At 70.4% G+C, this 22,990-nt stretch carries 18 protein-coding genes; 8 read left to right on the forward strand and 10 right to left on the reverse strand.

What is annotated here, in order from left to right; all coding sequences use genetic code 11:
• Positions 1–34: 34 nt before the first annotated feature.
• The 5 genes from F6B43_RS15040 (at position 35) to F6B43_RS15060 (ending at position 7,643) form a co-directional block, all read left to right on the forward strand.
• Entirely contained in the window at positions 35–772 is a 738-nt protein-coding gene (locus tag F6B43_RS15040) for an FHA domain-containing protein (protein ID WP_150449972.1), read from the forward strand.
• On the forward strand, positions 769–5,205 hold the full coding sequence (locus F6B43_RS15045) for a type VII secretion EssC family protein (RefSeq protein WP_150449799.1): 4,437 nt from the start codon (positions 769–771) through the stop codon (positions 5,203–5,205). Before F6B43_RS15040 ends, F6B43_RS15045 begins: the two co-directional genes overlap by 4 nt.
• 287 nt (positions 5,206–5,492) lie before the next feature.
• The gene (locus F6B43_RS15050) at positions 5,493–5,762 is read left to right on the forward strand and encodes a WXG100 family type VII secretion target (RefSeq protein ID WP_150449800.1); all 270 of its coding nucleotides are present in this window, start codon (positions 5,493–5,495) and stop codon (positions 5,760–5,762) included.
• A gap of 130 nt (positions 5,763–5,892) precedes the next feature.
• Entirely contained in the window at positions 5,893–7,140 is a 1,248-nt protein-coding gene (locus F6B43_RS15055) for a WXG100 family type VII secretion target (RefSeq protein WP_150449801.1), read from the forward strand.
• Positions 7,137–7,643: a hypothetical protein gene (locus F6B43_RS15060; RefSeq protein ID WP_150449802.1), complete on the forward strand. Its 507-nt coding sequence runs from the start codon at positions 7,137–7,139 to the stop codon at positions 7,641–7,643. The genes F6B43_RS15055 and F6B43_RS15060 overlap by 4 nt, the downstream gene beginning before the upstream one ends.
• Positions 7,644–7,664: 21 nt before the next feature.
• On the opposite strand, the gene F6B43_RS15065 is transcribed toward F6B43_RS15060, so the two are convergent.
• The 3 genes from F6B43_RS15065 to F6B43_RS15075 form a co-directional block, all read right to left on the reverse strand.
• On the reverse strand, positions 7,665–8,825 hold the full coding sequence (locus tag F6B43_RS15065) for a N(5)-(carboxyethyl)ornithine synthase (protein ID WP_150449803.1): 1,161 nt from the start codon (positions 8,823–8,825) through the stop codon (positions 7,665–7,667).
• A gap of 92 nt (positions 8,826–8,917) precedes the next feature.
• The gene (locus F6B43_RS15070) at positions 8,918–9,400 is read right to left on the reverse strand and encodes a recombinase family protein (protein WP_150449804.1); all 483 of its coding nucleotides are present in this window, start codon (positions 9,398–9,400) and stop codon (positions 8,918–8,920) included.
• A 60-nt stretch (positions 9,401–9,460) separates the two neighbouring features.
• Positions 9,461–11,203, reverse strand: coding sequence for a cation:proton antiporter (locus F6B43_RS15075; RefSeq protein ID WP_150449805.1), 1,743 nt, complete (start codon positions 11,201–11,203; stop codon positions 9,461–9,463).
• Between the two features lie 284 nt (positions 11,204–11,487).
• Between F6B43_RS15075 and ypfJ the strand changes: the two genes are divergently transcribed.
• The gene (ypfJ, locus tag F6B43_RS15080) at positions 11,488–12,357 is read left to right on the forward strand and encodes a KPN_02809 family neutral zinc metallopeptidase (RefSeq protein WP_150449806.1); all 870 of its coding nucleotides are present in this window, start codon (positions 11,488–11,490) and stop codon (positions 12,355–12,357) included.
• Positions 12,354–13,334, forward strand: coding sequence for a prolyl aminopeptidase (gene pip, locus F6B43_RS15085; RefSeq protein WP_281349562.1), 981 nt, complete (start codon positions 12,354–12,356; stop codon positions 13,332–13,334). The genes ypfJ and pip overlap by 4 nt, the downstream gene beginning before the upstream one ends.
• A 110-nt stretch (positions 13,335–13,444) precedes the next feature.
• Here the strand turns inward: pip and F6B43_RS15090 are convergent, their stop codons facing one another.
• Genes F6B43_RS15090 through F6B43_RS15115 form a run of 6 tightly spaced genes read right to left on the reverse strand, consistent with a single transcriptional unit; the run spans position 13,445 to position 20,379 of the window.
• Positions 13,445–15,142: a GMC family oxidoreductase gene (locus F6B43_RS15090; protein WP_150449809.1), complete on the reverse strand. Its 1,698-nt coding sequence runs from the start codon at positions 15,140–15,142 to the stop codon at positions 13,445–13,447.
• Positions 15,139–16,914 (reverse strand): aldehyde dehydrogenase family protein, encoded by a 1,776-nt coding sequence (locus F6B43_RS15095; protein WP_150449811.1) that lies wholly within the window; start codon positions 16,912–16,914, stop codon positions 15,139–15,141. Before F6B43_RS15095 ends, F6B43_RS15090 begins: the two co-directional genes overlap by 4 nt.
• Positions 16,915–16,972: 58 nt before the next feature.
• Positions 16,973–18,214: a kynureninase gene (locus F6B43_RS15100; protein WP_150449815.1), complete on the reverse strand. Its 1,242-nt coding sequence runs from the start codon at positions 18,212–18,214 to the stop codon at positions 16,973–16,975.
• The gene (locus F6B43_RS15105; protein WP_150449816.1) at positions 18,204–19,196 is read right to left on the reverse strand and encodes an amidohydrolase family protein; all 993 of its coding nucleotides are present in this window, start codon (positions 19,194–19,196) and stop codon (positions 18,204–18,206) included. The genes F6B43_RS15100 and F6B43_RS15105 overlap by 11 nt, the downstream gene beginning before the upstream one ends.
• Before the next feature lie 2 nt (positions 19,197–19,198).
• The gene (gene kynA / locus F6B43_RS15110; protein ID WP_150449818.1) at positions 19,199–20,071 is read right to left on the reverse strand and encodes a tryptophan 2,3-dioxygenase; all 873 of its coding nucleotides are present in this window, start codon (positions 20,069–20,071) and stop codon (positions 19,199–19,201) included.
• Positions 20,072–20,121: 50 nt separating this feature from the next.
• Positions 20,122–20,379, reverse strand: coding sequence for a glutaredoxin family protein (locus tag F6B43_RS15115; RefSeq protein WP_150449819.1), 258 nt, complete (start codon positions 20,377–20,379; stop codon positions 20,122–20,124).
• A gap of 122 nt (positions 20,380–20,501) precedes the next feature.
• On the opposite strand from F6B43_RS15115, the gene F6B43_RS15120 reads away from it, so the two are divergent.
• The gene (locus tag F6B43_RS15120; RefSeq protein ID WP_150449820.1) at positions 20,502–21,662 is read left to right on the forward strand and encodes a glycosyltransferase; all 1,161 of its coding nucleotides are present in this window, start codon (positions 20,502–20,504) and stop codon (positions 21,660–21,662) included.
• A 493-nt stretch (positions 21,663–22,155) separates the two neighbouring features.
• Here the strand turns inward: F6B43_RS15120 and F6B43_RS15125 are convergent, their stop codons facing one another.
• Positions 22,156–22,758 carry an acyltransferase gene (locus F6B43_RS15125; protein ID WP_150449821.1) on the reverse strand — a complete coding sequence of 201 codons (603 nt, stop codon included), beginning with the start codon at positions 22,756–22,758 and terminating at the stop codon, positions 22,156–22,158.
• Between the last annotated feature and the right edge of the window lie 232 nt (positions 22,759–22,990).

Below are 22,990 nucleotides of genomic sequence, written 5' to 3' on the forward strand. Positions count from 1 at the left end.
CAGCATCCGCTCCGATGGCATGCGTTCCGGAGGCATGCGCTCCCAGGGCATCGTCGTCGAGTTCGCCGGCGAAGAGTTCGCCGTTGCGCCGGGGTCTTCCTTCACCGTCGGTCGCGAGGGCGATCTGTCGATCGACGACAACCTCTTCCTCCACCGCCACTTCCTGACCTTCGAGCACGTCGAGGGGCTGTGGCTGCTCTCGAACGTCGGCAGCCGGCTCGCCGCGACGGTCACCGATTCGGGCAGCCGCGTGCAGGCGTGGCTGGCACCGGGCGCGCGCCTGCCGATCGTCTTCGAGACCACGACGGTGATCTTCAGCGCCGGCCCGACGACGTACGAGCTGACGGTGCACGCCGATCAGCCCACGTTCCACGAGACGCCGCGCTTCGACGACGCCGACGGGCTCAGCACGATCGGCGACGTGCCGCTCACGGTCAGCCAGCGCCTCATGATCCTCGCGCTCGCCGAACCCGTGCTGCGCCGCGAGGGCGCGGGTATGAGCGACCTGCCGACCTCCGCCCAGGCGGCTGCCCGCCTTGGCTGGACGCTCACGCGTTTCAACAGGAAGCTCGACAATGTCTGCGACAAGCTCGACCGCATCGGCGTGCCCGGCATGCGCGGCGGAGCACGGTCGTATGCGACCAACCGGCGCGTGCGGCTCGTCGAGCACGCCGTCGCGGCGCGGCTCGTGACGCGCGACGATCTGTCGATGCTCGACGATCAACCCGACGATCCGAACGACGGCGAGAGCGCCGCGGAGGACAACGCGTGAAGCTCAAGTTCACCCTGCAGCGCCCGGCCGGACCCATCGATCTCGAGGTCACCGCAGACGGCACGTCGACCGTCGGCGACATCGCCCGCACGCTCGCCGTCTCGGATCCGTCGGCCGACAGGGTGGGCGACCCCGTCGAGCCCGATCGCCTCACGATCGTCGCCCACGAGAGCGGCGGCCCTCGCGTGCTCGACCCCGCGCGCGCGGTGGGCGAATCCGGCATCCGTTCCGGGACGACGCTGCAGCTCAGCGCCGCCCCGGACGACGCAGGCGATGACGCACCCGCCGCGGTGCTGCGCATCCTGAGCGGTCCGCACAGCGGCACCCAGCGTCCGCTCCGGTCCGGATCGAACGTCGTCGGCCGCGACCCCGGCGTCGACGTCGTGCTCGATGACCCCCTCGTCTCCAAACGTCACGCTCGCATCAACGTCGACGCGGGGGTCGAGATCATCGACCTCAACTCCGCGAACGGCCTCATGATGGGCGGCGAGCAGATCGCCCGGTCTGCCCTCGGCCCCGCCGACGTCGTCCTGCTCGGCGGCACCGAGGTCTCGATCGTGCCGCTCAGCCGCCCCGGCACCGCGCATGTCGCGAGCTCCACCGTCGACGTGGTGCGTTCGCCCCGCGTCGTGCCGCGGTACCCGCGCCAGAAGTTCGTCGCTCCGAAGGCTCCGAAGCAACCGGCGCTGAACCGGCTGCCGATCGTGGCCCTCATCGCCCCGCTCATCATGGGCGCGGTGCTGTTCGCGTTCACGCAGCAGATCCTCGCGGTGATCTTCATCGGCCTGAGCCCGCTCATCATGATCGGCGCCTACATCGACAATCGCCTGACCGCGAAGGCCGAGCACAAGAAGGCCGTCCAGCAGTTCGACGCCAACATGCAGAACTTCGACGCGCGAATGGTCCGCGAGCACGAGGCCGAGCGCGCCGCGCGATCGGCCGAGGTGCCCGCCCTGGCCGACGCTCTCGCGTCGCTGTCGTCGTGGGGCGACCTGACGTGGACGCATCGGCCCGAGCATCCGTTCTTCCTCACCGCGCGACTGGGCACCGGCCGTCTGCCTTCGCGCGCCGAGATCGAGCTGAACGGCACCGACGAGACGCTGCCCGAATACTCCGACCGCCTCTTCGACCTGCGCGACCGCTTCGCGGGCATCGACGACGTGCCCGTGATCGCCGACCTCCGTGAAGCCGGCAGCGTCGGGATCGCGGGGGCGAGAGGGCAGGCGGATGCCGCGGCCCGCGCCATGCTGATGCAGCTCGTGACCACGCATTCGCCCGCCGAGCTCGTGGTCGCCGCGTTCACCTCGCCCGCATCGCGGCCCGCATGGTCGTGGCTCGAGTGGCTGCCGCACGCGAGCTCGCCGCACACGCCGCTGGAAGGCTCGCACCTCGCGGCCAACCCCGGCACGGGCGCCGCGCTGCTCTCACGGCTGGAGGGCCTCGTCGAGTCGCGCCAGGCCGAGCGCGAGGGCAACGTCACGGACGGCGGCCCCCGCGGACCGATCGAGACGAACGCCGAGGCCGCCCCCGCGCCCGCGCGCACGCCCGTCGTGATCGTGCTCGTCGAAGACGACGCCACCGTCGATCGGGCACGGCTCACGCGCCTCGCCGAGCGCGGGCCCGACGTGAGTGTGCATCTGGTCTGGGTGGCCCCGTCGCAGGGCGCGATCCCCGCCGCGTGCCGCACGTTCCTGCTCGTCGACGGCGTCGCCGAGGGCACGGCCGCAGGCATCGTCCGCCGCGGGCTCGTCACCACGCCCGTGCGCGTCGAGCTTCTCGACGAGGGCTCGGCGACCGCCTGGGCACGCGTGCTGTCGCCGACGGTGGATGCCGGAGCCCCCGTCGAAGATGAGTCCGACCTTCCCCGCAGCGTCTCCTATGTCGACCTCTCGGGCACCGACCTCGGCGCCGACCCGGGGGTCATCGTCGACCGCTGGCACGAGAACGACTCGATCACACCTCGCGACGGACGCGCCCCGCGGCGGCGCGCGCGGGAGGGCAACCTCCGCGCCCTCGTCGGGTATGCCGGCTCAGGCTCGTTCCACCTCGATCTGCGCGCGCAGGGGCCGCACGCGCTCGTGGGCGGCACGACCGGCGCGGGCAAGTCCGAGTTCCTGCAGTCGTGGGTGCTGGGAATGGCCTCGGCGCACAGCCCCGACCGGGTGACGTTCCTGTTCGTCGACTACAAGGGCGGCTCGGCGTTCGCGGACTGCGTCGACCTGCCGCACACCGTCGGCCTCGTCACCGACCTCTCGCCGCACCTCGTGCGCCGTGCGCTCACGTCGCTCCGCGCCGAGCTGCGCTACCGCGAGCATCTGCTCAACCGCAAGAAGGCGAAAGACCTCGTCTCGCTCGAGCGCACGGGCGATCCCGAGACGCCGCCGAGCCTCATCATCGTGGTCGACGAGTTCGCCGCGCTCGTGCAGGAGGTGCCCGAGTTCGTGGACGGAGTGGTCGACGTCGCGCAGCGCGGCCGCTCGCTCGGGCTGCACCTCATCCTCGCGACGCAGCGCCCCGCCGGCGTGATCAAAGACAACCTGCGCGCCAACACGAACCTCCGCGTCGCCCTCCGCATGGCCGACGCCGAGGATTCCAGCGACATCCTCGGCGACCAGATGGCCGCCCACTTCGACCCGTCGATCCCCGGCCGCGGAGCCGCCAAGACCGGCCCGGGGCGGATCGTCCCGTTCCAGACCGGCTACGTCGGCGGCTGGTCGAGCGGTGAGAAGCCGCGTCCGCAGATCGACATCCACGAGCTCGATTTCGGCGCCCGGGCCACGTGGGAGCTGCCCGACGAAGCGATCGTCGAGGTCGCCGACCCCGGCCCCACCGACATCGCGCGCATCGTCCGCTCGGTGCGGTCCGCCGCATCCGAACTCTCGATCCCGGCCCCCCGCCGCCCGTGGCTCGACGAGCTGGCCGTCACGTACGACCTCGCCAGGCTGCCCAGCCCTCGTACCGATGAACGGCTGCTGCTCGGCGTGCTGGACGACCCCACCACCCAGTCGCAGCCGACCGCGTTCTACGAGCCGGATCGCGACGGCAACATCGCTCTGTTCGGCACCGGCGGCTCGGGCAAGAGCACGGCCCTGCGCTCGATCGCCGTCTCGGCGGCGATCACTCCGCGCGGCGGTCCGGTGCAGGTCTACGGCCTCGACTTCGGCGCCGGAGGCCTTCGGATGCTCGAGACCCTCCCGCACGTGGGTGCGATCATCGCCGGCGACGATCAGGAGCGCGTGACGCGCCTGCTCCGGATGCTGCGCGACATCGTCGACGAGCGCTCGGTGCGCTACGGCGAAGTGCGGGCGGGCACGATCGCCGAGTACCGGCGGCAGGCGAATCGCCCCGGCGAACCCCGGATCCTCGTGCTGATCGACGGGCTCGGCGCGTTCCGCGAGGCCTACGAGTTCGCCGCGGGCAGCGCCGGGTGGTTCACGATCTTCTCGCAGCTCGCAGTGGACGGCCGGCAGGTCGGGGTGCACTTCGTGATGTCGGGGGATCGGCCCAACTCCCTGCCGACCTCGATCGCCTCGACCGTGCAGAAGCGGTTCGTGCTGCGCCTCGCCACCGACGACGACTACCTGCTGCTGGGCGCGCCGAGAGACGTGCTGGATGCGGCATCCCCTCCTGGGCGAGGGATGATCGACGGCGACGAGCTGCAGTTCGCCGTGCTCGGGGGCAGCGCGAACATGGCGGTGCAGTCGCGCGAGCTGGAGCGCCTCGGCGAATCGATGCGCCGCAACGGCATCCCGCAGGCGCCCGCGGTGGGCCGGCTTCCCGAGTCCGTGCCGCTCGCCGACCTGCCCGTCCGCACCGCGGGGGGCGAGCCGGTCATCGGCCTGGCTGACCTCGACCTCGGGCCGCTGGGCATCGACCCGAAGGGCGCGTTCCTGCTCGCCGGGCCCCCCGGCAGCGGGCGGACGACCGCTCTCGCGACGATCGGCCGCGCCGTGCGCCGTGCTTCCCCGCAGCAGCCGGTCGTGCACCTGGCGCCGCGCCGGACGACTCTCGGGCTCGCGTCCGAGTCGCGCTTCGCCGCCGACGACCCGGCGACCGTGGCGGCGCTCGCGGAGAGCGTCGCCACCGCGATCGAGGGCGGGATGCTCATGCGCCCGGCGATCCTGATCGAGCACGTCACCGAGTTCACCGGGACGGAGGCCGAAGCATCCCTCGACCGCCTCATCCGCGTCGCGGTGCGCGCCGACGGCTTCGTGGTCGGGGAGGCGGAGTCCTCGACCTGGGGGCAGGCGTGGATGCTCGCCCAGCCGTTCAAGGCCGCACGTCGCGGGCTCGTGCTGGCGCCGAGCGACATCGACGGCGAGGCGCTGTTCGGCACCTCCCTGGGTCGCGTGCGGCGGTCGGACTTCCCACCCGGGCGCGGGTTCGTGATCCACCAGGGCCGTGTCGCCCGCCTCCAGGTATCCACCCCCTGACCCCCCCCGCCCCCCCACCCCCCGCCGAGCCTGCCGTGTCGTGTCGACCCCGCCGGTCGTGTCGGGCAGCAACCGGCCGGTTCGACACGACACGGCAGGCTCGGGGGAGGTGAGGGGGGCGGGAGAGGGAGAGGGGGTGGGGATTTGTCCCCATCGACGGTGCGTCGCCTGTCGCGTTAGCGTCGAGGTACACGAGAGGCAGGCCTCTCACGGGGACTTCCCGGAGATCCGGGTCACGTCATCACAACAGCGCCGGCCGGAAGAGCCGTCCAACGAAGGAGAAAACAATGGCCGTATGGGGTCTCGATGTCCAGCAGGTCCGTCAGCTCTCGTCGCAGCTGAACAGCAAGGCGAGCGACATCCAGGGCATCCTTTCGCAGCTCACCTCGGCGCTCGCGTCGACGCAGTGGACCGGCCCCGACGCCGAGCAGTTCCGCAGCGACTGGTCGGGCCAGCACACCGCTTCGCTGAAGAATGTCATCGCCGCGCTGCAGGATGCCTCGCAGAAGGCGTCGTCGAACGCGTCGGCGCAGGAGAGCACGTCCTCGTCGCTCTAGGCGCTCGCAAACCCGCGAGACCGCAACCGAGCGCCGAGACGGCGGGTGATAACCGCTGTCTGGCCCTCCCGTTGCGGTCTCGCGGTATGAGAGCGGGCAGGACAGGACGAGTCGGGGGAAGGGACGAACGGTGAGTGTCTACGGAGCGGATGTCGCGGAGCTGCGCGCGACGGCGGCCGAGCTCGATCGCTCCGCCGACCGCCTGGGCAGCACGCGCACCGAGCTGACCGCGCAGCTCGCCCGGACCCCGTGGACGGGACAGGATGCCGCATCCTTCCGCTCCGCATGGAACTCGTCGCATGCACCGCGGCTGAACGCGGCGGCCGACCGCCTCCGCGAAGCGGCGGCGGTCCTCCGCCGCAACGCCGATGCCCAGGAGACGACGAGCGCGGCGGCCGGAGGGTCGACGTCGAGCCCGGGCGCGCCCGGCGCGAGCGCACCCGCCGGGTCACCGGCATCCGATTCACCCGATGACGTACGCGACTGGTGGACGGGGCTCAGCGACCAGCAGCGGCAGGACCTCTTGACGAGCTATCCGCTCCGCTACGGCAACCTCGACGGGATCCCCATCGAGGACCGCGTCGAGGCCAACCGGCTCACCGCCGAGGATCGACTCAGCCAGTCCGGACTCTCGGACGCGGAGCGGGCGTACCTCGAGGCCGTCGTGCGCGGCGACCGCAACCTTGCGCTGTACGACCCGGCCGGTGAGCGCCTGGTCGAGATGATCGGCACGTTCGGCCCCCAGACCACCGATGTGCTCACGTATGTGCCCGGCACCGGCACGAACATGGACAGCTTCTACGGCGGCGGCGCCCAGACTGTCGCGACCTACCTCACCGACCGCGACAAGAGCGGGGGCACCGTGTCGTTCGTCTACAAGGACGGACCCTGGGCCGACTGGACGTTCTTCGGCGAGCACGGCACCGCGAACGAAGGCTACGTGCTGAACGCGGGCCAGGGCCTCGCCGAGTTCACGACGGCTGTGCAGTCGGACCCGGCGCTCGGCGGGGACGTCTCGTTCTCGGCGGCCGGGCACAGCGCGGGCATCAGCTACGTGTCGGCGTCGGAGGTCGCGGGCGCGCACTACGACCACGTCCTCTCGCTGGCGGGCTCGTGGCTCGCGCCGGGCTGGCAGGCGAACCCCGGCACCGACTACCAGCACTACCAGTACGGCGTCGACGCACTGAACTACCTCACGCCCGTGAAGAACATGCCGATCGAGAACGACGTGTTCTCGCAGCACGTCTATGCCCCCGACACATTCGAGATCCTCGGTGTGACGTTCCAGAATGAGGGACAGAACCACACGCACATCGCCGAGGGACCGACCACCAACCAGAATGCGCTGAACGACATGTACAAGGACCTGCACCGATGACCCGGCGATGGGCGATGGCGCTCGTGCTCCTGCTCGCCGCTCCCCTCAGCGCCTGCGCCACGACACCCCAGGAGGCACCCGTGACCCTCACCCTCGAAGACGCCAAGGCCGACGTCCGTGCCGCCGAGGACGAAGTGATCGCCCTCATCCCTTCGGGCGTCGTCACCGAGACGCTGCCGCGCACCGAGACCTCGCGGACGCTGTTCGCGTGCGACGGGCCGGACACGTACTACTGGCCGGGCGGCGCCCAGCTGCAGATCGACCCCTCCACCGACAGCGGCGCCGTGATCGGCGCGATCGGCGATGCGTGGTCGGCGAAGGACGGGTGGAAGGTCACGTGGGTCGAGCGGGGCGAGAAGGACGGCGTCTACCACCTCGACATGCTGCGCGACGACGGGCTGCACCTCGCGGTGATGAACCTCGAGGGCAACACCCTCCTCGACATCAGCTCGTTCTCGCCGTGCTTCGGCCTGGATGACTACGACCCGAACCGCTCCTACTGACCCGGACTCAGCCCGGCGGGTTCAGCCGAGCGGCAGGTAAGGGTAGACGGGCGACCGCCGCTGGAATTCCAGGATCGCCTCATTGCGGATCCGGCCTTCCGCGATCTCGATCGCTCGCGTGATCGTGTCGGATTCGGCCCACGCCGCGGGACCCTCCATCACCGTCCGCAGGAACGGCATGAGCGCGTCGCTGATCTCCCATGTGGCCGAGTTCCACAGCACCGAGGGGCTGTGGTCGACCGCGTAGTAGTTGGTCGACTCGCCGACGGTGATCATGGGCTCGGCGAACGTCGTCGGGCGCGCCCACTCGAATCCCATGCCCTCGTCGATCGACACGTCGACGATGAGGCTGCCCGGCCGGAAGGCCGCGAGGTCTTCCGTGCGCAGGTACGTCAGGGGCGCGTTCGGGTCTTGCAGCGTGCAGTTCACCACGATGTCGTGGCTCGCCAGGAACGGCGCGAGCGGCACCTGTCCGTCTTCGGTGTTGACCGTGCTGTCGAACGGCGCATCCGGATTGTGCTCGAACTGGATGATGTCGATCGACGGGATCGGAGAACCCACCGCCGCCACATCGCGGTTCGTCAGCACGCGCACGTCGTGGATGCCGTGGGCATTCAGCAGTGTGACGGCTCCGCGCGCGGTCGCTCCGAACCCGATCACGACCGCGTTCAGACGCCGGCCGTAGTCTCCGGTCGAGCCGCAGAGCTGGAGGGCGTGCAGCACCGAGCAGTAGCCGGCGATCTCGTTGTTCTTGTGGAAGACGTGCAGCCCGAACCCGCCGTCGCTCTTCCAGTGGTTCATCGCCTCCCATGCGATGAGGGTGAGGCCCTTGTCGACCGCGTGCTGCGTCAGCTCGCGGTCCTGCACGCAGTGCGGCCATCCCCACAGCACCTGACCATCGCGCAGGTCGGCGAGGTCGGAGGCGAGCGGCTTGGGGAGCGTGATGATGTCGGCCTCGGCGATGATCTGCGCCCGCGAGGCGATCGCGCCCACGAGCGGAGCCAGCTGCGCGTCGGGAACACCGAACCTGGCCCCGTAGCCGGTCTCGAGCATCATCGCGGCGCGCAGGTCCTCGTCGATGCGGTCGAAGTGCGCCGGGTGGATCGGCAGACGCTTCTCGTCGGGCTTGCGGGAGGTCGCCATCACGCCGAGGCGCAGGAGCGGGGGTGCGGTCGGTGACATCGGAGCTCCGCTCTGAGGGTGGATGCAGCATCCGCCCTCTTTCGAAGGCCCGCCCTTCTGTGAAGGCTACGCCACGCGCGGTTCCCGCGCGGTCAGCGGCCGGCGTCGAACAGGTGCCGGCCGCCGTGACCGAGCACCTTGACGACCACGCCGTTGCGGTGCAGCTCGGCGACCGTGCGGGTCTCTTCGTCGATGTCGCGGCCGAGCGCGTGGACGCTCGTCACCACCAGCACATCGCCGTTTCGGAGGGTGCTGATGAGGCGGGTGAGGCGCTCCTCCCACGACTCGAGCGTCTCGGGAGCGGGATGCCGGAACCCCTCGATCGGCACGCCGAACCGTGTCAGCTCATCGCGCTGGGCCTTGATCGACGGCATGTCGTCGCGGGCCACGACCAAACCCACGAGCCGCGACCCGGCCGGGCGGGCGACCCACCAGTCTCGGTCGCGCTGGAGTTCCGTGAAGCACTTCGGGCAGTCAGCGGCATCGTGGGGGAGATGGATCGGGCTCGTGTCGGCCGAGTCGATCGCTCGCGAACGCCGGAGGGCGGCATCCGTCATTTCCGTCGCCTCGCCCATCGATCCTCCTCGCTCCCTCTTATTGTGCCCTGCCCTGCCGACGCGCCGCGACGGCGGAGGTCACTCCTCGTCGTCGAGCCGGAGCTGGATGCTGATCTCGTCGGCGTCGAGCTCGGCGAGCGAGTGACGCAGCGCAGCGGTGCTGAAGGTCCCGTCCGAGGAGAGTTCGTTGAGTCGCTTGCGCATCGCCCCGATCATCGCGAGCCGCATCTCGATCATGTCGCGGGCGGTCACGGTGGTCTCGTCGTCCGGCGGGGTCGTGAAGCGGTCCCCCACCCGCCGCACGAACCCGTCGGGGAAATCGGTGCCGTCGCGCCGGGTGATGTGCTCGTGGGTGAGCGCCCGGGCCGCCGCTGCGCGCAGCTCCTCGTCGAGCGCCTTCTGCTCCTCGGCGGACAGGCCGCCTCGGCCCGTCCCCACCAGTCCGAGCATCCGCGCGACCCAGGGCAGGGTGAGGCCCTGCAGCAGCAGGCTTCCCGCCGCCACGAGGAAGGCGATGAAGACCAGGAGCGCGCGCTGCGGCGAGTCGCTGGGCAGTGTCTGGGCCGCGGCGAGCGTGACCACGCCGCGCATGCCCGCCCACACGATGATCGTGCCGTGCCGCCAACCCAGCGGCGACGCCTGGTAGTAGTCGAGGTCGGCGAGGGCGCGGGAGATGCGCTTGCGCCCCACCGCCAGCCATCGCTCCTGGCGGGCCGGGTCCGGCGGCCGACGGCGGCCGCGGGCCAGCGCCGCTCGGTTCTCGGGCTGGAGGGTTCCGGCTTCGAGCCGCTCCTGGAAGTCGGTCAGTCGGTCGCGGTCCATCGCTTTCGCACGCCGTTGCTGCAGCCACAGGAGCACAGACACGTAGGCGGCCCGCACGACGAGCACGATCACCAGCGCGATCGCCGCGAGCCTGACCCCGTGCCAGATCCCCTCGTGGTCTTCGACGTTCGCCAGCACGATGTCTTTGAGCTCGAGGCCCATGATCAGGAAGACGGCTCCCTCGAGCATCAGCTCGATGGTCCGCCAGTTCAGCTCGTCCGACAGGCGCTGCTCGGGCGTGAATCGGCGGGCCGCTCCCTGCCCTGTGACGATCCCGGCGACCACGGCGGCGACCAGACCCGAGCCGCCGAGGTGCTCCGTAGGCAGATACGCCACGAACGGCACGACGAAGCTCAGTGCGGTGTTCGCGGCCGAGTTCGACACCCGCTCGCGCACCCGCAGATTGAGGTAGCCGACGATCGCGCCGATCACGATCGCGATCAGTACGCCCCACACGAACGACCCGATGGCCTGGCCCCATGACACTGTTCCGGCAACGAATGCGGCGGTCGCGGTGCGCAGCAGCACGAGGGCGGTGGCATCGTTCAAGAGGCTCTCGCCCTCGACCAGCGTGATCACGCGGGGTGAGATGCCCAGGCGCTTCGCGATCGTGGTGGCCACCGCATCCGTCGGACTCAGGATCGCGCCGAGCCCGATCGCCAGCGGAAGCCCCAGGCCCGGGATCATGAAGAAGAAGAACGCACCGAGCGCGATCGAGCTCAGCACCACGAGGAACACCGAAAGACCCGCGATCGGACGGAAGTCGCGGCGGAACTCGATCGCGGGGAGCGAGACGGCGGACGAGTACAGGAGCGGCGGCAGCACGCCCACGAGGATGATCTCGGGATTGACGTGCACGCTGACGAACGGCAGGAGGCTCACGGCCGCCCCGATCGCCACCAGCAGCAGGGGACCGGCGACACCCAGCCGCGGCGACACCGCGGTGGTCAGCGCGATGACGACGACGCACGCGAGGATGACGATGAGCGGATCGAGCATCAGAGCACTCCGAGGGTGCCCGCGGCAGCCCGCCGCCCGACGAGACCGGTCGTGGGAGCGTGTCGCATGGACCGAGCATATTGCCGTGCCGGGGCTCCTCTCGCTCTTCGCCGAGCCACCCCGTTCGCGCCGAACCACCCCCCTCCGGGCCGTCAGGATCGGGGTCCCTCGATACGAAGGGGGCGGCTCGGCCAGCGCCGGGGTGGCCGCCCTGCAGCGCGGGGGTGGGGCCGCGCTCCGCGAGGCTCGTCGGCGCGGGGCGCAACCCCCGGTACGGTGACCCCATGACGTTCAACGACAACGCCAGTGTCGGCGGCAACACCGCGAAGCGGCGCGGCGCGGGCATCGCCGTCGCGGGGGGCGGGGTGGCGGGGCTCGGTGCGATCGCGGTTCTGCTGCTCAGCTACTTCACCGGCACCGATCTCTCGGGGTTGCTCGGCCAGGCGACGGGTGGCGGATCATCGGCCGAGAGCAGCATCGCGCAATGCCAGACGGGAGCCGATGCCAACCGCAGCGACGATTGCCGGCTGGCCGCGGCATCCCTCGACATCGATCAGTTCTGGGCGAAGAACGTCACCGGGTACACGCAGCCCCAGTTGATCATCGTCGACGGATCCACCTCGACGCAGTGCGGGACGGCCTCGAACGCGACCGGCCCGTTCTACTGCCCGCCGGAGCAGACCGTGTACGTCGATCCCACCTTCTTCGGGCTGTTGCGTCAGCAGTACGATGCCACCGCCGGCCCGCTCGCGCAGCTGTACGTGCTCGCCCACGAGTACGGGCATCACGTGCAGAATCTGATCGGCGTGATGGACCAGCATCCGAACAACGGCACAGGCCCCGACAGCAACGGCGTACGCACCGAGCTCCAAGCCGATTGCTTCGCCGGCGCGTGGGTGGCGGGCGCGGCGGGCGAGCTCGATCCGAACGGGGTCCCCTTCCTGAAAGCCCCGACACAGCAGCAGATCGCCGACGCCCTGAACGCCGCGGCCGCTGTGGGCGACGACCACATCCAGCAGCAGTCCGGCGGTCGCGTCAATTCCGAGAGCTGGACGCACGGCTCGAGCGAGCAGCGGCAACGCTGGTTCGCGGCCGGCTACCAGGGCGGCGCGCAGGCGTGCGACACCTTCGCGGTGTCGGGGCGGCAGCTGTGAATCCCGGTCCGAACTCGGGCCTCGACGCGCTCTATCCGCCCATCGAGCCGTATGAGACGGGGATGCTGCTGGTCGGCGACGGCAACCGGATGTACTGGGAGCAGAGCGGAAACCCCGACGGCAAGCCGGTCGTCTTCCTCCACGGCGGCCCGGGTTCGGGCACGTCGCCCTGGCACCGCCGCTTCTTCGACCCTGAGCGGTACCGCATCGTCCTCCTCGACCAGCGCGGCTGCGGGCGCAGCACGCCCCACGTCAGCGATCCCGACGCCGAGCTGCGCTACAACACGACGTGGCATCTCGTCGCCGACGTCGACCTGCTCCGCCGTAATCTGGCGATCGAGAAGTGGCAGGTGTTCGGCGGATCGTGGGGGAGCGCCCTCGCGCTCGCCTACGCGCAGTCGCACCCCGACGCCGTCTCGGAGCTCGTGCTTCGCGGCATCTTCACGCTGCGCCGCCACGAGCTCGAGTGGTTCTACGAGGGCGGTGCGGCATCCCTCTTCCCGGATCTGTGGGAGGAGTTCATCGCCCCCATCCCGGTGCTGGAGCGCTCGCGGATGATCGAGGCCTACCACCGGCGCCTGAGCGACCCCGATCCGGCGGTGCACGTGCCTGCCGCCGTCGCCTGGACCCGCTGGGAGGCATCGACCCTGACCCTGCTCCCCGATCCCGAACTCGTCGCCTCCATGACCGAGGCGTCGGCGGCGACCGCGTTCGCGCGCATCGAGAACCACTACTTCCTGCACGAGGGGTGGTTCACAGAGGGCCAGCTCATCGCCGGCGTCGGGGCGATCCGGCACATCCCCGCCGTGATCGTGCAGGGACGGTACGACGTCTGCACGCCGATCATGACGGCGTGGGATCTGCATCGTGCGTGGCCCGAGGCGGAGCTGGTGGTGATTCCGGATGCCTCGCATTCGGCGTCGGAGCCGGGTATCGCCGCGGCGCTCCGCGCCGCCACCGACCGCTTCGCCGGGTAGCCCTCCCGCTCCGCGCGCCGAACCTGCCGTGTCGTGCCGAGCCAGCCGGTTCCAGGCGTTGACAACGGGATGGTTCGGCACGACACGGCAGGCTCGCGGGCGCGGCGAGGTCAGGCGCGGAGCAGGTCGGCCGCGACCTCGCCGATCACGATCGCCGGGGCGTTCGTGTGCCCCCGGATCACCGTCGGCATGATCGACGCATCCGCGACACGCAGTCCCTCGACGCCGCGAACGCGCAGCTCCGGATCGACGACGGATGCCGGATCCGCTCCCATCCGCGCCGTCCCGACCGGGTGGTACAGCGTATGCGAGTAGCGGCGCAGCGACAGCTCGGCGCGCTCGGGCGCGGTCATCGCCTCGCCCCCCTCGGGCTGCACCCAGCCGCCGGTCGTGATCGCGCGGAGCGCCTCGGTGTCGATCAGTCGCTCGCACGCCGCGAGGCCCGCGAGCATGGTGTCCTGGTCGATCCCGTCCGGGTCGGACAGATAGGCCGGGTCGATCACGGCCTTCTCCGCAGGGTCGGCCGAAGCGAGCCGGATGGTTCCCCGACTCCGCGGCCGCAGCAGGATCGCCCCCACCGTGAGGCCTTCGCCCGGGAGGGGCACGAGGCCCTCGCCGACGTAGGGCGCGGGCGCGAAGATGATCTCGATGTCGGGCAGGTCGGCCGCCATCCCCGCGCGGTCCGCCACCTCGGTGCGGACGAACCCGCAGCCTTCGCCGACGTTGGAGGTGAGCATCCCCCGCCGTCGCGTCAGGTAGTTCGCCAGCTGCGACACCTTCTCGGCGCCGTACAGTGTGCCCTCGCGCGCTTCCGGCGCGAGGCCCGCCACCAGGTGGTCCTGCAGGTTCGCCCCCACTTCGGGCGCATCCACGACGAGGGGGATGCCGTGCTCCGCCAGGTGCGCGGAGGGCCCGATGCCGCTCAGCATCAGCAACTGGGGCGTGTTGACGGCTCCGCCCGCGAGGACCACCTCGCGCCGTGCGAGCGCGTGCCGGGTCACGCCGTCGATCTCGACATACACGCCCGTCGCCCGCGGAGCCCCGGTCCCCGAGCCGGAGCCGGAGCCGGAGCCCGAGCCGGAGCCGGAGCCCGAGCCGGAGCCCGAGCCCGAGCCCGAGAACGTCACCTTCCGCACGAGCGCCCCGGTGACCACGCGGAGATTCGGGCGACCCTTCGCGGGACGCAGATACGCATCGGCCGTGGAGGCGCGAGCGCCCCGGTGCTGCGACACCATCGTCTGGCTGAAGCCCTGGCCCTCCGGAAGGTTCGCGGGAGTGACGGGGTACCCGGCCTCGCGCGCGGCCTCCAGGAACGCCGCCGTGTGCGGCCGGGGGTCGCGCTGGGTCTCGACGGACTGCGCTCCGTTCGTGCCCTGCGTGTCGTCGGTCGGGTGGTCGGTGCGCTCGACTCGGCGGAAATACGGCACGAGGGATGCCCATGACCAGCGCTCGCCGGCGGTCCGGGCCCATTCGTCGTAGTCGGCGGCGAACCCGCGCACCCACATCATCGCGTTGAGCGACGACGACCCGCCGAGGGTCTTGCCCCGCGGCCAGTAGATCGTGCGGCCCTCGAGCTCGGGCTGGGGGACGGTGTCGTAGCCCCAGTCGTACTCGCCGCGGAAGAGTTTCGAGAACGCCGCCGGCACGTGCAGCTCGAGCGCCTTGTCCGGCCCGCCGGCCTCGAGGAGCAGCACGCTGACCGACGGGTCCTCCGTGAGACGAGCGGCGAGGGCGGCCCCGGCCGAGCCCGCGCCGACCACGATGTAGTCGGCGGTGAGCCCGTCGCGCCCGAAGGCTCCGGTGCTCACGCCCCGTACGCCTTGACGAGGGTCGCGCTGAGGCGCGCGAGGTTGCCGTCCATGCGGAACCGGGTGAACCCCTCGCTCACGGCGGCGCCGGTGCGCGACGTGACGAACCACGGCGGCTTCGGCAGCACGCTCACCCCGCCTCGGCCGCGCGCCCGCACGACCCCGGGCACCGACCGGGGGAACGGGCGGAACGGTCCGCGCGCGACGGACCGCTCGACCCGCTCGAGCAGCATCGCGTTGTGCACGACCCCGATCCCGCTCTCGACGTCGTCGATGGATGCACCTGGGAAGGCTCCCCACGTGGCCGTCGGGGTCAGGAACGCGAACGCCGTCCACGTGTTGATCGCGATGTCGCCGTAGCGGAGGTCGGCGATCGCCCGCTCGAACCCGTCGCCCAGCGCCGCCTGGGTGACCGGATCGATCAGCACGTTCGCGCCGAGCGTGCCGGTGAGCCTCTCGTTGGCGTGCGCGACGGCGGCGTCGAGGAACTCCTGGCCGTTGCCCGGCAGTGTGACGACGCCGAGGACGGGGGAGAAGTACTCCGTCGTCTCGAGATCGGATGCTTCGTCCTCGGCGCCGATCTCGACGATCGCGCGCGTGTGGTCGACGCTCCACCGGGCGTCGGGGTACGAGGCGGCCGCGGCATCCATCTTCGCCGCGCTGTTCGGATACCACACCGGGCGGGCCGGCGCCCTGTCGTAGGCGGCGCGGAGTTCAGCGAGGAACGCGTCGCGCTGCGCCCAGTCCGAGCTCAGGATGACGACCTGCCCGGCGATGCAGTTGTGACCGCTGTTCTGCAGGCGCATCGTGGCGACGTGCTCGGCGTGGAACCGGAGGTCGGCCGAGGTCCACTCGCCCGGAACGATGATGATCGGCGAGACACCGCCGAGCTCGGCGGTGATCGGCTTCTTCAGCTGCGGGCGGTTCTCGCGGCGACGCCGGGCGCCGTCCGCGCCGGTTCCCCACGTGATCGCGTCGAACGTCGCCGCCGAGCCGGTGATGTGCACGTGGGCGATCTCGGGGTGTGAGACGAGGTAGCCGCCCACATCGCCCGCCCCCCGCACGATGCGCAGGAATCCGGGTTCGATGAGCGGCGCCAGCGCCCGTTCGTAGACCGGGACGAGTGAGTCCTGCGTGGGATTCACCTTCAGGATCGCGACGCGGTTGAACGCGAGCAGTTCGTACAGCACGTCCAGCACGGGGATCGAGGTGATGTTGCCCGCGCCGAGCACGAGGCCGACGGAGCTCGTGCCGGTGGCATCGAGCTGACCCAGGCCCGCCCGGGCGCGCGCCTCCGCCTCGGTCACGCCCGGTTCGAACCACACCTCGGTCGTGTAGCCCGACAGCAGCAGCCCGTCGATCGCGTGGGTCGGAAACGTGTGGACGCGCACGCGCTCGCCGGGTGCGGCATCCATCCGCACCCCGTCCAGCGGCGAGCCGCCCCTCTCGATCCTGCCGAGCGATTCGGCGTAGGCGTCGAGGGCGACGAGGGTGGCATACGGCCCCGACAGCCACTCCTCGCCCCGGAGCGGATGCCCCGGCTCCAGGCCCTTCGACAGCGACGCCACGTCCGCCCACTCGGCCGCTGTCGCGACGACCGTCGCCCGCACGCGGCCGAGGAGCTTCGCCCGCTGCCCGATGGTGAGGTGGCTCCACGCCCGCGCCCCGCGCTGGAGGTCGGAGATCGCCGCGTCGATCGGCGCTCGCCGCTCGTCGTCCAGCTGCGGGGCGCCCTTCGGCGGACTCTTCAACGCGGTGCGCTCAGCGGCCATGACGGTCTCCTTCGACGGGTGCAGACAGTGTACGTCTCGCGGTTCACGGCGGACGGGGTCAGGCGGCGATCGCCCGCAGCGCGGCGGCCACGGCATCCAATCCGGTGAGCGTCTCGGTGAAGCTCGTCGACAGCGGGGCGAGCCCGATCCGCAGGCCGCCGGGGTCGCGGTAGTCCGGAATCACGTCCTGGCTCCACAGCCGCGCCGTGACCTCGCGCATCGCCGGATGGGCGAGCGTGACGTGTCCGCCGCGCTGCGACGGGTCGCGGGGCGAGGCGAGGGTGACGCCCAGCGGAGCGAGGATGCTGTCGCTCACCCTGACTGCGAACTCGGTGAGCGCGATCGACTTGTCACGGATCGCGTCGATTCCCGCTTCGCCGATCATCTCGAGGGTGTCCTGCATCGCCAGCATTCCGAGCACCGGCGGCGTCCCGGACAGGAATCTGCGCATACCGTCGGCCGGGCGGTAACCGGGACCCATCGCGAACACGTCGGCCGTGCCCATCCACCCCTGGATCGGCTGAGCGAGCGAGTCCTGGTGCCGCTCGGCCACGTAGGCGAAGGCGGGCGAGCCCGGGCCGCCGTTCAGATACTTGTAGGTGCACCCGACGGCGAGGTCGAATCCCCACTCGTCCGCCCGCACAGGCACCGATCCGGCCGAGTGGCAGAGGTCCCACACCGTCAGCGCCCCGGCATCCCGGGCGATCGTGGTGAGCGCCTCGGCATCGGCGAGGTGCCCCGACCGGTAGGCGACCTGGCTCAGCAGCACGACGGCGGTCTCGGGGCCGACCGCGGCTCGGAGGCCGTCGGCGTCGACTCCCGCGGTACGGTCGACCTCGATCCACCGCACCCGCCCGCCCCGCTCGGCGGCGATGCCGTCGACGATGTAGCGGTCGGTCGGGAAGTTGTCGCGATCGACGACGATCTCGACGCGGGCGGGATCGGCCGCGCACTGCGCGTCGAACGCCGCGCGGACGAGCTTGTAGAGCAGTACGGTCGTGGAATCGCCGATCGTGGTCTGCCCGGGGGCTGCGCCGATCGCGACGCGCCCGATCTCGTCGCCGATCGCGAACGGCAGGCCCATCCACGACTCGTCCCAGCCCCGGATCAGCCGGCCGCCCCACTCGTCGCGGACGAAGTCCTCCAGCCGGGCGAGCGTCGCCAGGGGCGGGCGTCCGAGAGAGTTGCCGTCGAAGTAGACGAGCGGCGAGTCGGCGCCGACGAAGCGGTCGCGGAATCCGCGGAGGGCATCGCGCGCGTCGAGCGAGGATGCCTCGGCGGCGAGGTCGTCAGAGATCATCGTGGATCAGCTCCTCGGTGGGCACGACCGTCGCCAGCGCGAGCCACAGGGTCAGGTCGTCGTCGGTCGGCGGTCCGCCGGGGACGAAGGTCGAGGTGCCCGCGAGCAGCGAAAGCCCGTCTGCGCTGTCGTCGGGCCACGGGTCGATCAGGCTCGCGACGATTGAAGCGGCATCCAGCCCCGCCTCTCGGAGTGCCGCCAGCTCGTCGGGGTTCACGCCGACGGGCAGGTCGCCATTTCCCAGATCGGTGCCGTACAGCACGCGTCCGCCTGCCGCCGCGAACGCCCGCAGGTTCGCCACGGCGATCTCGTGGGTCGCGGGATCATCGCGATGGATGGCGAGTGTCGAGATCCATGCCTGGCGTGCGGCGGCGCGCTCGATGAGGTCCGGGGCGAGGATCGCGGTGAAGGGTGTGTGGGCGAGCGCGTCCAGACCGGCCTCGATCGCCCTCTCCGCGGTGTCGTCGCCCTGCACGTGGGCGACGACGGGCAGCCCGCGGCCGTGTGCGGCCCTGACGATCGCCGCCAGCAGCGCATCGTCGAAGACCGGGCCGCTCTGCGCGTTGAGCGCGATCTTGATCACGGATGCCCCGCACTCCGCCTGTTCGTCGACCGCCGTCGTCGCTCCCCCCGCGACGCCGGGCCTCGTGGAGGGGTCCGTCACTTCGCGCACCGTCTGCGACGGCGCCCACGACCGGCCCGAGGGGTAGCCGCCGGCCGCGGTGAGGAACGCACCGGCGTATGCCACGTGCGGCATGCCTCCATGGGGGCGCCGGGCGAAGGAGAGCGGGTCGCCGCCGAGGTCGACCACTCCGGCGATTCCGTGCGCGGGCAGCGGCGACTCGTCGACGAGGTGCAGATGCACGTGGTGATCGAGGAACGGGGGAAGGGCGATTCCGCGGGGGCCGGCGACTCCGCGCCGGCACGGCACGGCGTGCGAGCCGAGGAGGGCCTGGACGGTGGCGGGGTCGGGATGCGGCATCCTCACCCCTCCGGAACGGAGCCGATCTCGGTGCGGACGGCGAACAGCTCGGGGAAGAACGTGAGCTGGAGCGCGCGCTGCAGGAAGGGCACGCCGCTGGAGCCGCCGGTTCCGGTCTTGAACCCGATGATCCGCTCGACGGTCTTGAGGTGGCGGAACCGCCAGAGCTGGAAGTTGTCCTCGAGGTCGACGAGCTCTTCGCACGCCTCGTAAGCGGCCCAGTGACTCTGCGGGTCGGCGTAGATCGCGGCGAAGACCGGGACGAGGTCCGGCGTGAAGGTCCACGCCGCCGTCACGTCGCGATCGAGGATCGCCTCGGGGATCGGGTAGCCCGCACGCGCGAGCGAGCGGAGGAATTCGTCGTACAGGCTCGGGGCTGCGAGGGCTGCGCTCACCAGCTCGAGCGCCGCGGGCTCTGCGGAGAACACCCGCAGCATCCCGGCGTTCTTGTTTCCGAGGGTGAACTCCACAGCACGGTACTGCGCCGACTGGAAGCCGCTCGCGTTGCCCAGGACGCCGCGGAACTGCGAGTACTCGGCGGGTGTGAGCGTCGCGAGCACCGACCACTGCTCGGTGAGGGTCTTCTGGATGTGCTTGACGCGGGCGATGCACTTCAGTGCGGGCGCGAGCTGATCTTCGCGCAGCAGGCGGCAGGCAGCACCGAGCTCGTGCAGCACGAGCTTGAGCCACAGCTCGGTCGTCTGGTGCTGGACGATGAACAGCAGCTCGTCGTGGTGCTCGGGGACGCTCAGCGGCCGCTGCGCGGCCAGAAGCGTCGACAGATCGAGATACCCGCCGTAGCTCAGGCGGTCCTCGAAGTCGGTGACGACCGATTCCTCGATCGCCCGGGTGTTTCGTTCGACGCCCTCGCTCACGGGATCACCCTACCGAGGGACGCCTCGGCGCCGCGCGAGGCCGCGGAGCCTCAGATCAGCGCGAGCTCGCGGAGCTTCTCTTCGACGTCGGCGTTGGACGGCTCGACGTGGTGGGTGGAGTCCGGATACACCACGACGGGGATGCTCGTGCGACCCGAGATCTCGCGCGCGACGTCCGCCGCGGCGGGGTCTGCCTCGAGGTCGATGTACTCGTATGCGACGCCGAGCTCATCGAGCTGCTTCTTCGTGCGGCGGCAGTCGATGCACCATGCCGCGCCGAACATCGTGAGGGAGGGGGCTTCAGTCATGGATCGAGCCTATGTCCGCACTGCTGAACGGGCGCCGGGAGCGCGCGCCATAGCTGTGCAGTGCCTATGGCTTTGTGTCAAGAGGATGAACCTCACAGGCTGGTCATGGGACGATAAGGGGGATGCTGCTCTCCATCGTGGTCCCCACCTTCAATGAAGCTCCTAACATCATGGAGCTCGTTCGTCGTGTCACGGACGTCGCCGGCCGTATGGCGCGCGACGGAGTCGAGACCGAGATCATCTTCGTCGACGACAGTCGCGATGCCACACCGGACGTGATCCGCGGTGTCGCCGTGAACGCGCCGATCCCGATCACGCTGATCCATCGCGACGTGCACACCGGCGGGCTCGGCGGTGCCGTGGTCGAGGGAATCCGCGCGGCCGCATCGGACGTCTGCGTCGTCATGGACGGCGATCTGCAGCATCCGCCCGAGACCATTCCCGACCTCGTCGACCGCTACCGTCGCGGCGGCGTCGACCTCGTCGTCGCGTCACGCTACGTCGACAACGGCTCGGCGACCGGTCTCGCCGATCGCTCCCGCGTGCTCGTCTCGAAGAGCTCGACGGCCCTGACGAAGTCGATGTTTCCGATCCGGCTGAGGGACGTCAGTGATCCGATGACCGGGTTCTTCCTCGTCGATCGCCGCGCGATCGACATCGACACCCTCGCACCGCGCGGATTCAAGATCTTGCTCGAGATGCTCGCGCGCAAGTCGATGCGCGTCGCCGAGGTGCCCTTCGATTTCGCCGACCGTCACGCGGGCGCTTCCAAGGCGTCGATGCGGCAGGGCCTCCACTTCCTCGTCCAGCTGGCGGCGCTGCGCTTCGGCAAGATGTCGCTTTTCGCGGTCATCGGCGGGCTCGGTGCGATCGCGAACGTCCTGATCGTGTGGGCGCTCACCCACCTCGGCATGGACTACATCGCCGCGGCGATCATCGCTGCGGAGTTGACGATCGTCGCCAACTTCCTGCTGATCGAGCGCTTCGTCTTCCAGGACATGAAGAACGACGCGTCGAACGTCTGGTCTCGTTTCGCCAAGTCGTTCACGTTTAACAACGCCGAGCTGCTGATCCGTATCCCGATCGTGGCGCTCATGGTCGGCAGCGGCCACATCACCGCCGTTGTCGCGACCGCCATCACGCTCGCGATCGCCTTCTTCGTGCGGTTCCTGTTCCACTCGCTCGTCGTCTACGCGCCGCGCAAGACCGGAGCGCGCCCGAGCCGTGTCCGCGAGCTGGTCGAAGAGCTCGACTCGCAGTCGATGTCGCCGGGCGAACTCTAGGCACCGATCGACAACGGCCTGAGATCTCTGAGATCGACTCTCCGCGGGCCGACGGACGATTCAATGAGTTCGGAGTGAAGTGATGACAGGCGACCTGACGGCCGAAGCGATTCTCGAGTTTCCCCACATATTCAAAATCGACGCAAAATCGTCGCTGCCAGTGCAGGACTGATCCTTCTCATCTGTAGCGGGATCAGCCAACTGCAGGTCCTCTTAGGAGTTCCTGGGTTCATTCAGGAACAACAGGGCTGGGTCGCAATTCTCGGAGGCTCCCTGGTCGTTGCTTCCTTCCTCGCCATCGCTCTTCAGAAGATGCAGGATCACCACAGCTGATACGTGGTCTGTCGCGAGGCAGAGGGAGGGCCAGCCTGGGTTGGCTGCTGCGTGGGGGCGAACTCGCAGGACATTGTGGCTCCTCGGTGCTCGCAGTCGCGCCGAAGAACGGGTGGCGTTCCCTGCTCTCGTCAACACCGACAGAGCGAACTGGCCGGCATCAGGCGACCGGCGAGAGAGCTCCGTCGGTCTCGGCGTAGCGGTCGCCCGTGACGGGGCACACCCACTGGCCGTCGCGTGACTCGAGCGGGCTGCCCGCTCGTCCCACCCATCCGATCCGGCGTGCGGGCACACCGACGACCAGCGCGTAGTCGGGCACGTCGGAGCGCACGACCGCGCCCGCGGCGACCAGTGCCCAGTCGCCGATCCGAACCGGCGCGATGCAGACCGCGCGAGCGCCGATCGACGCTCCTCGGCCGATCGTCACCCCCACCGCCTCCCAGTCGTGAGCGCTCTTGGGGGTGCCGTCCGGATTCACCGCGCGCGGGAACACGTCGTTCGTCAGCACCGCCGCCGGCCCGATGAACACCCCGTCGGCGAGGCGCGCAGGCTCGTAGATGAGCGCGTAGTTCTGCACTTTGCACGCGTCGCCGAGCACGACGTCCGGCCCGATGTAGGCACCGCGGCCGATGTTGCAGTCGGCCCCGAGGCGCGCGCCCTCGCGCACCTGGGCGAGGTGCCACACCCGGGTCCGTGCGCCGAGCACGGCGGTCTCATCGACGTCTGCGGTGGCCTGCACGACGGGAGCATCGACTTCGTTCACGGGGCATGACCTCCTGGTCGGGGCGCGGGCGGTCTCAGCTTACGGCGAGGCCGATCACCGGCATCCGGAGTCTTCTCAAAACCCGATGGTGACGAAAGCGGCCCCTTCCGGGTATGCTCGCCGAGGGGAAAGATCTCTGTCGCGACGTCACTGGGGCTTTTTGGACGCAGACGGAGATTCAACGCACGTAGCGATGGGGATCGCCGGGGCGCAGGTACGCGCGGGGCGTTTC

The sequence above is a fragment of the Microbacterium rhizomatis genome (assembly GCF_008710745.1).
GTDB lineage: Bacteria > Actinomycetota > Actinomycetes > Actinomycetales > Microbacteriaceae > Microbacterium > Microbacterium rhizomatis.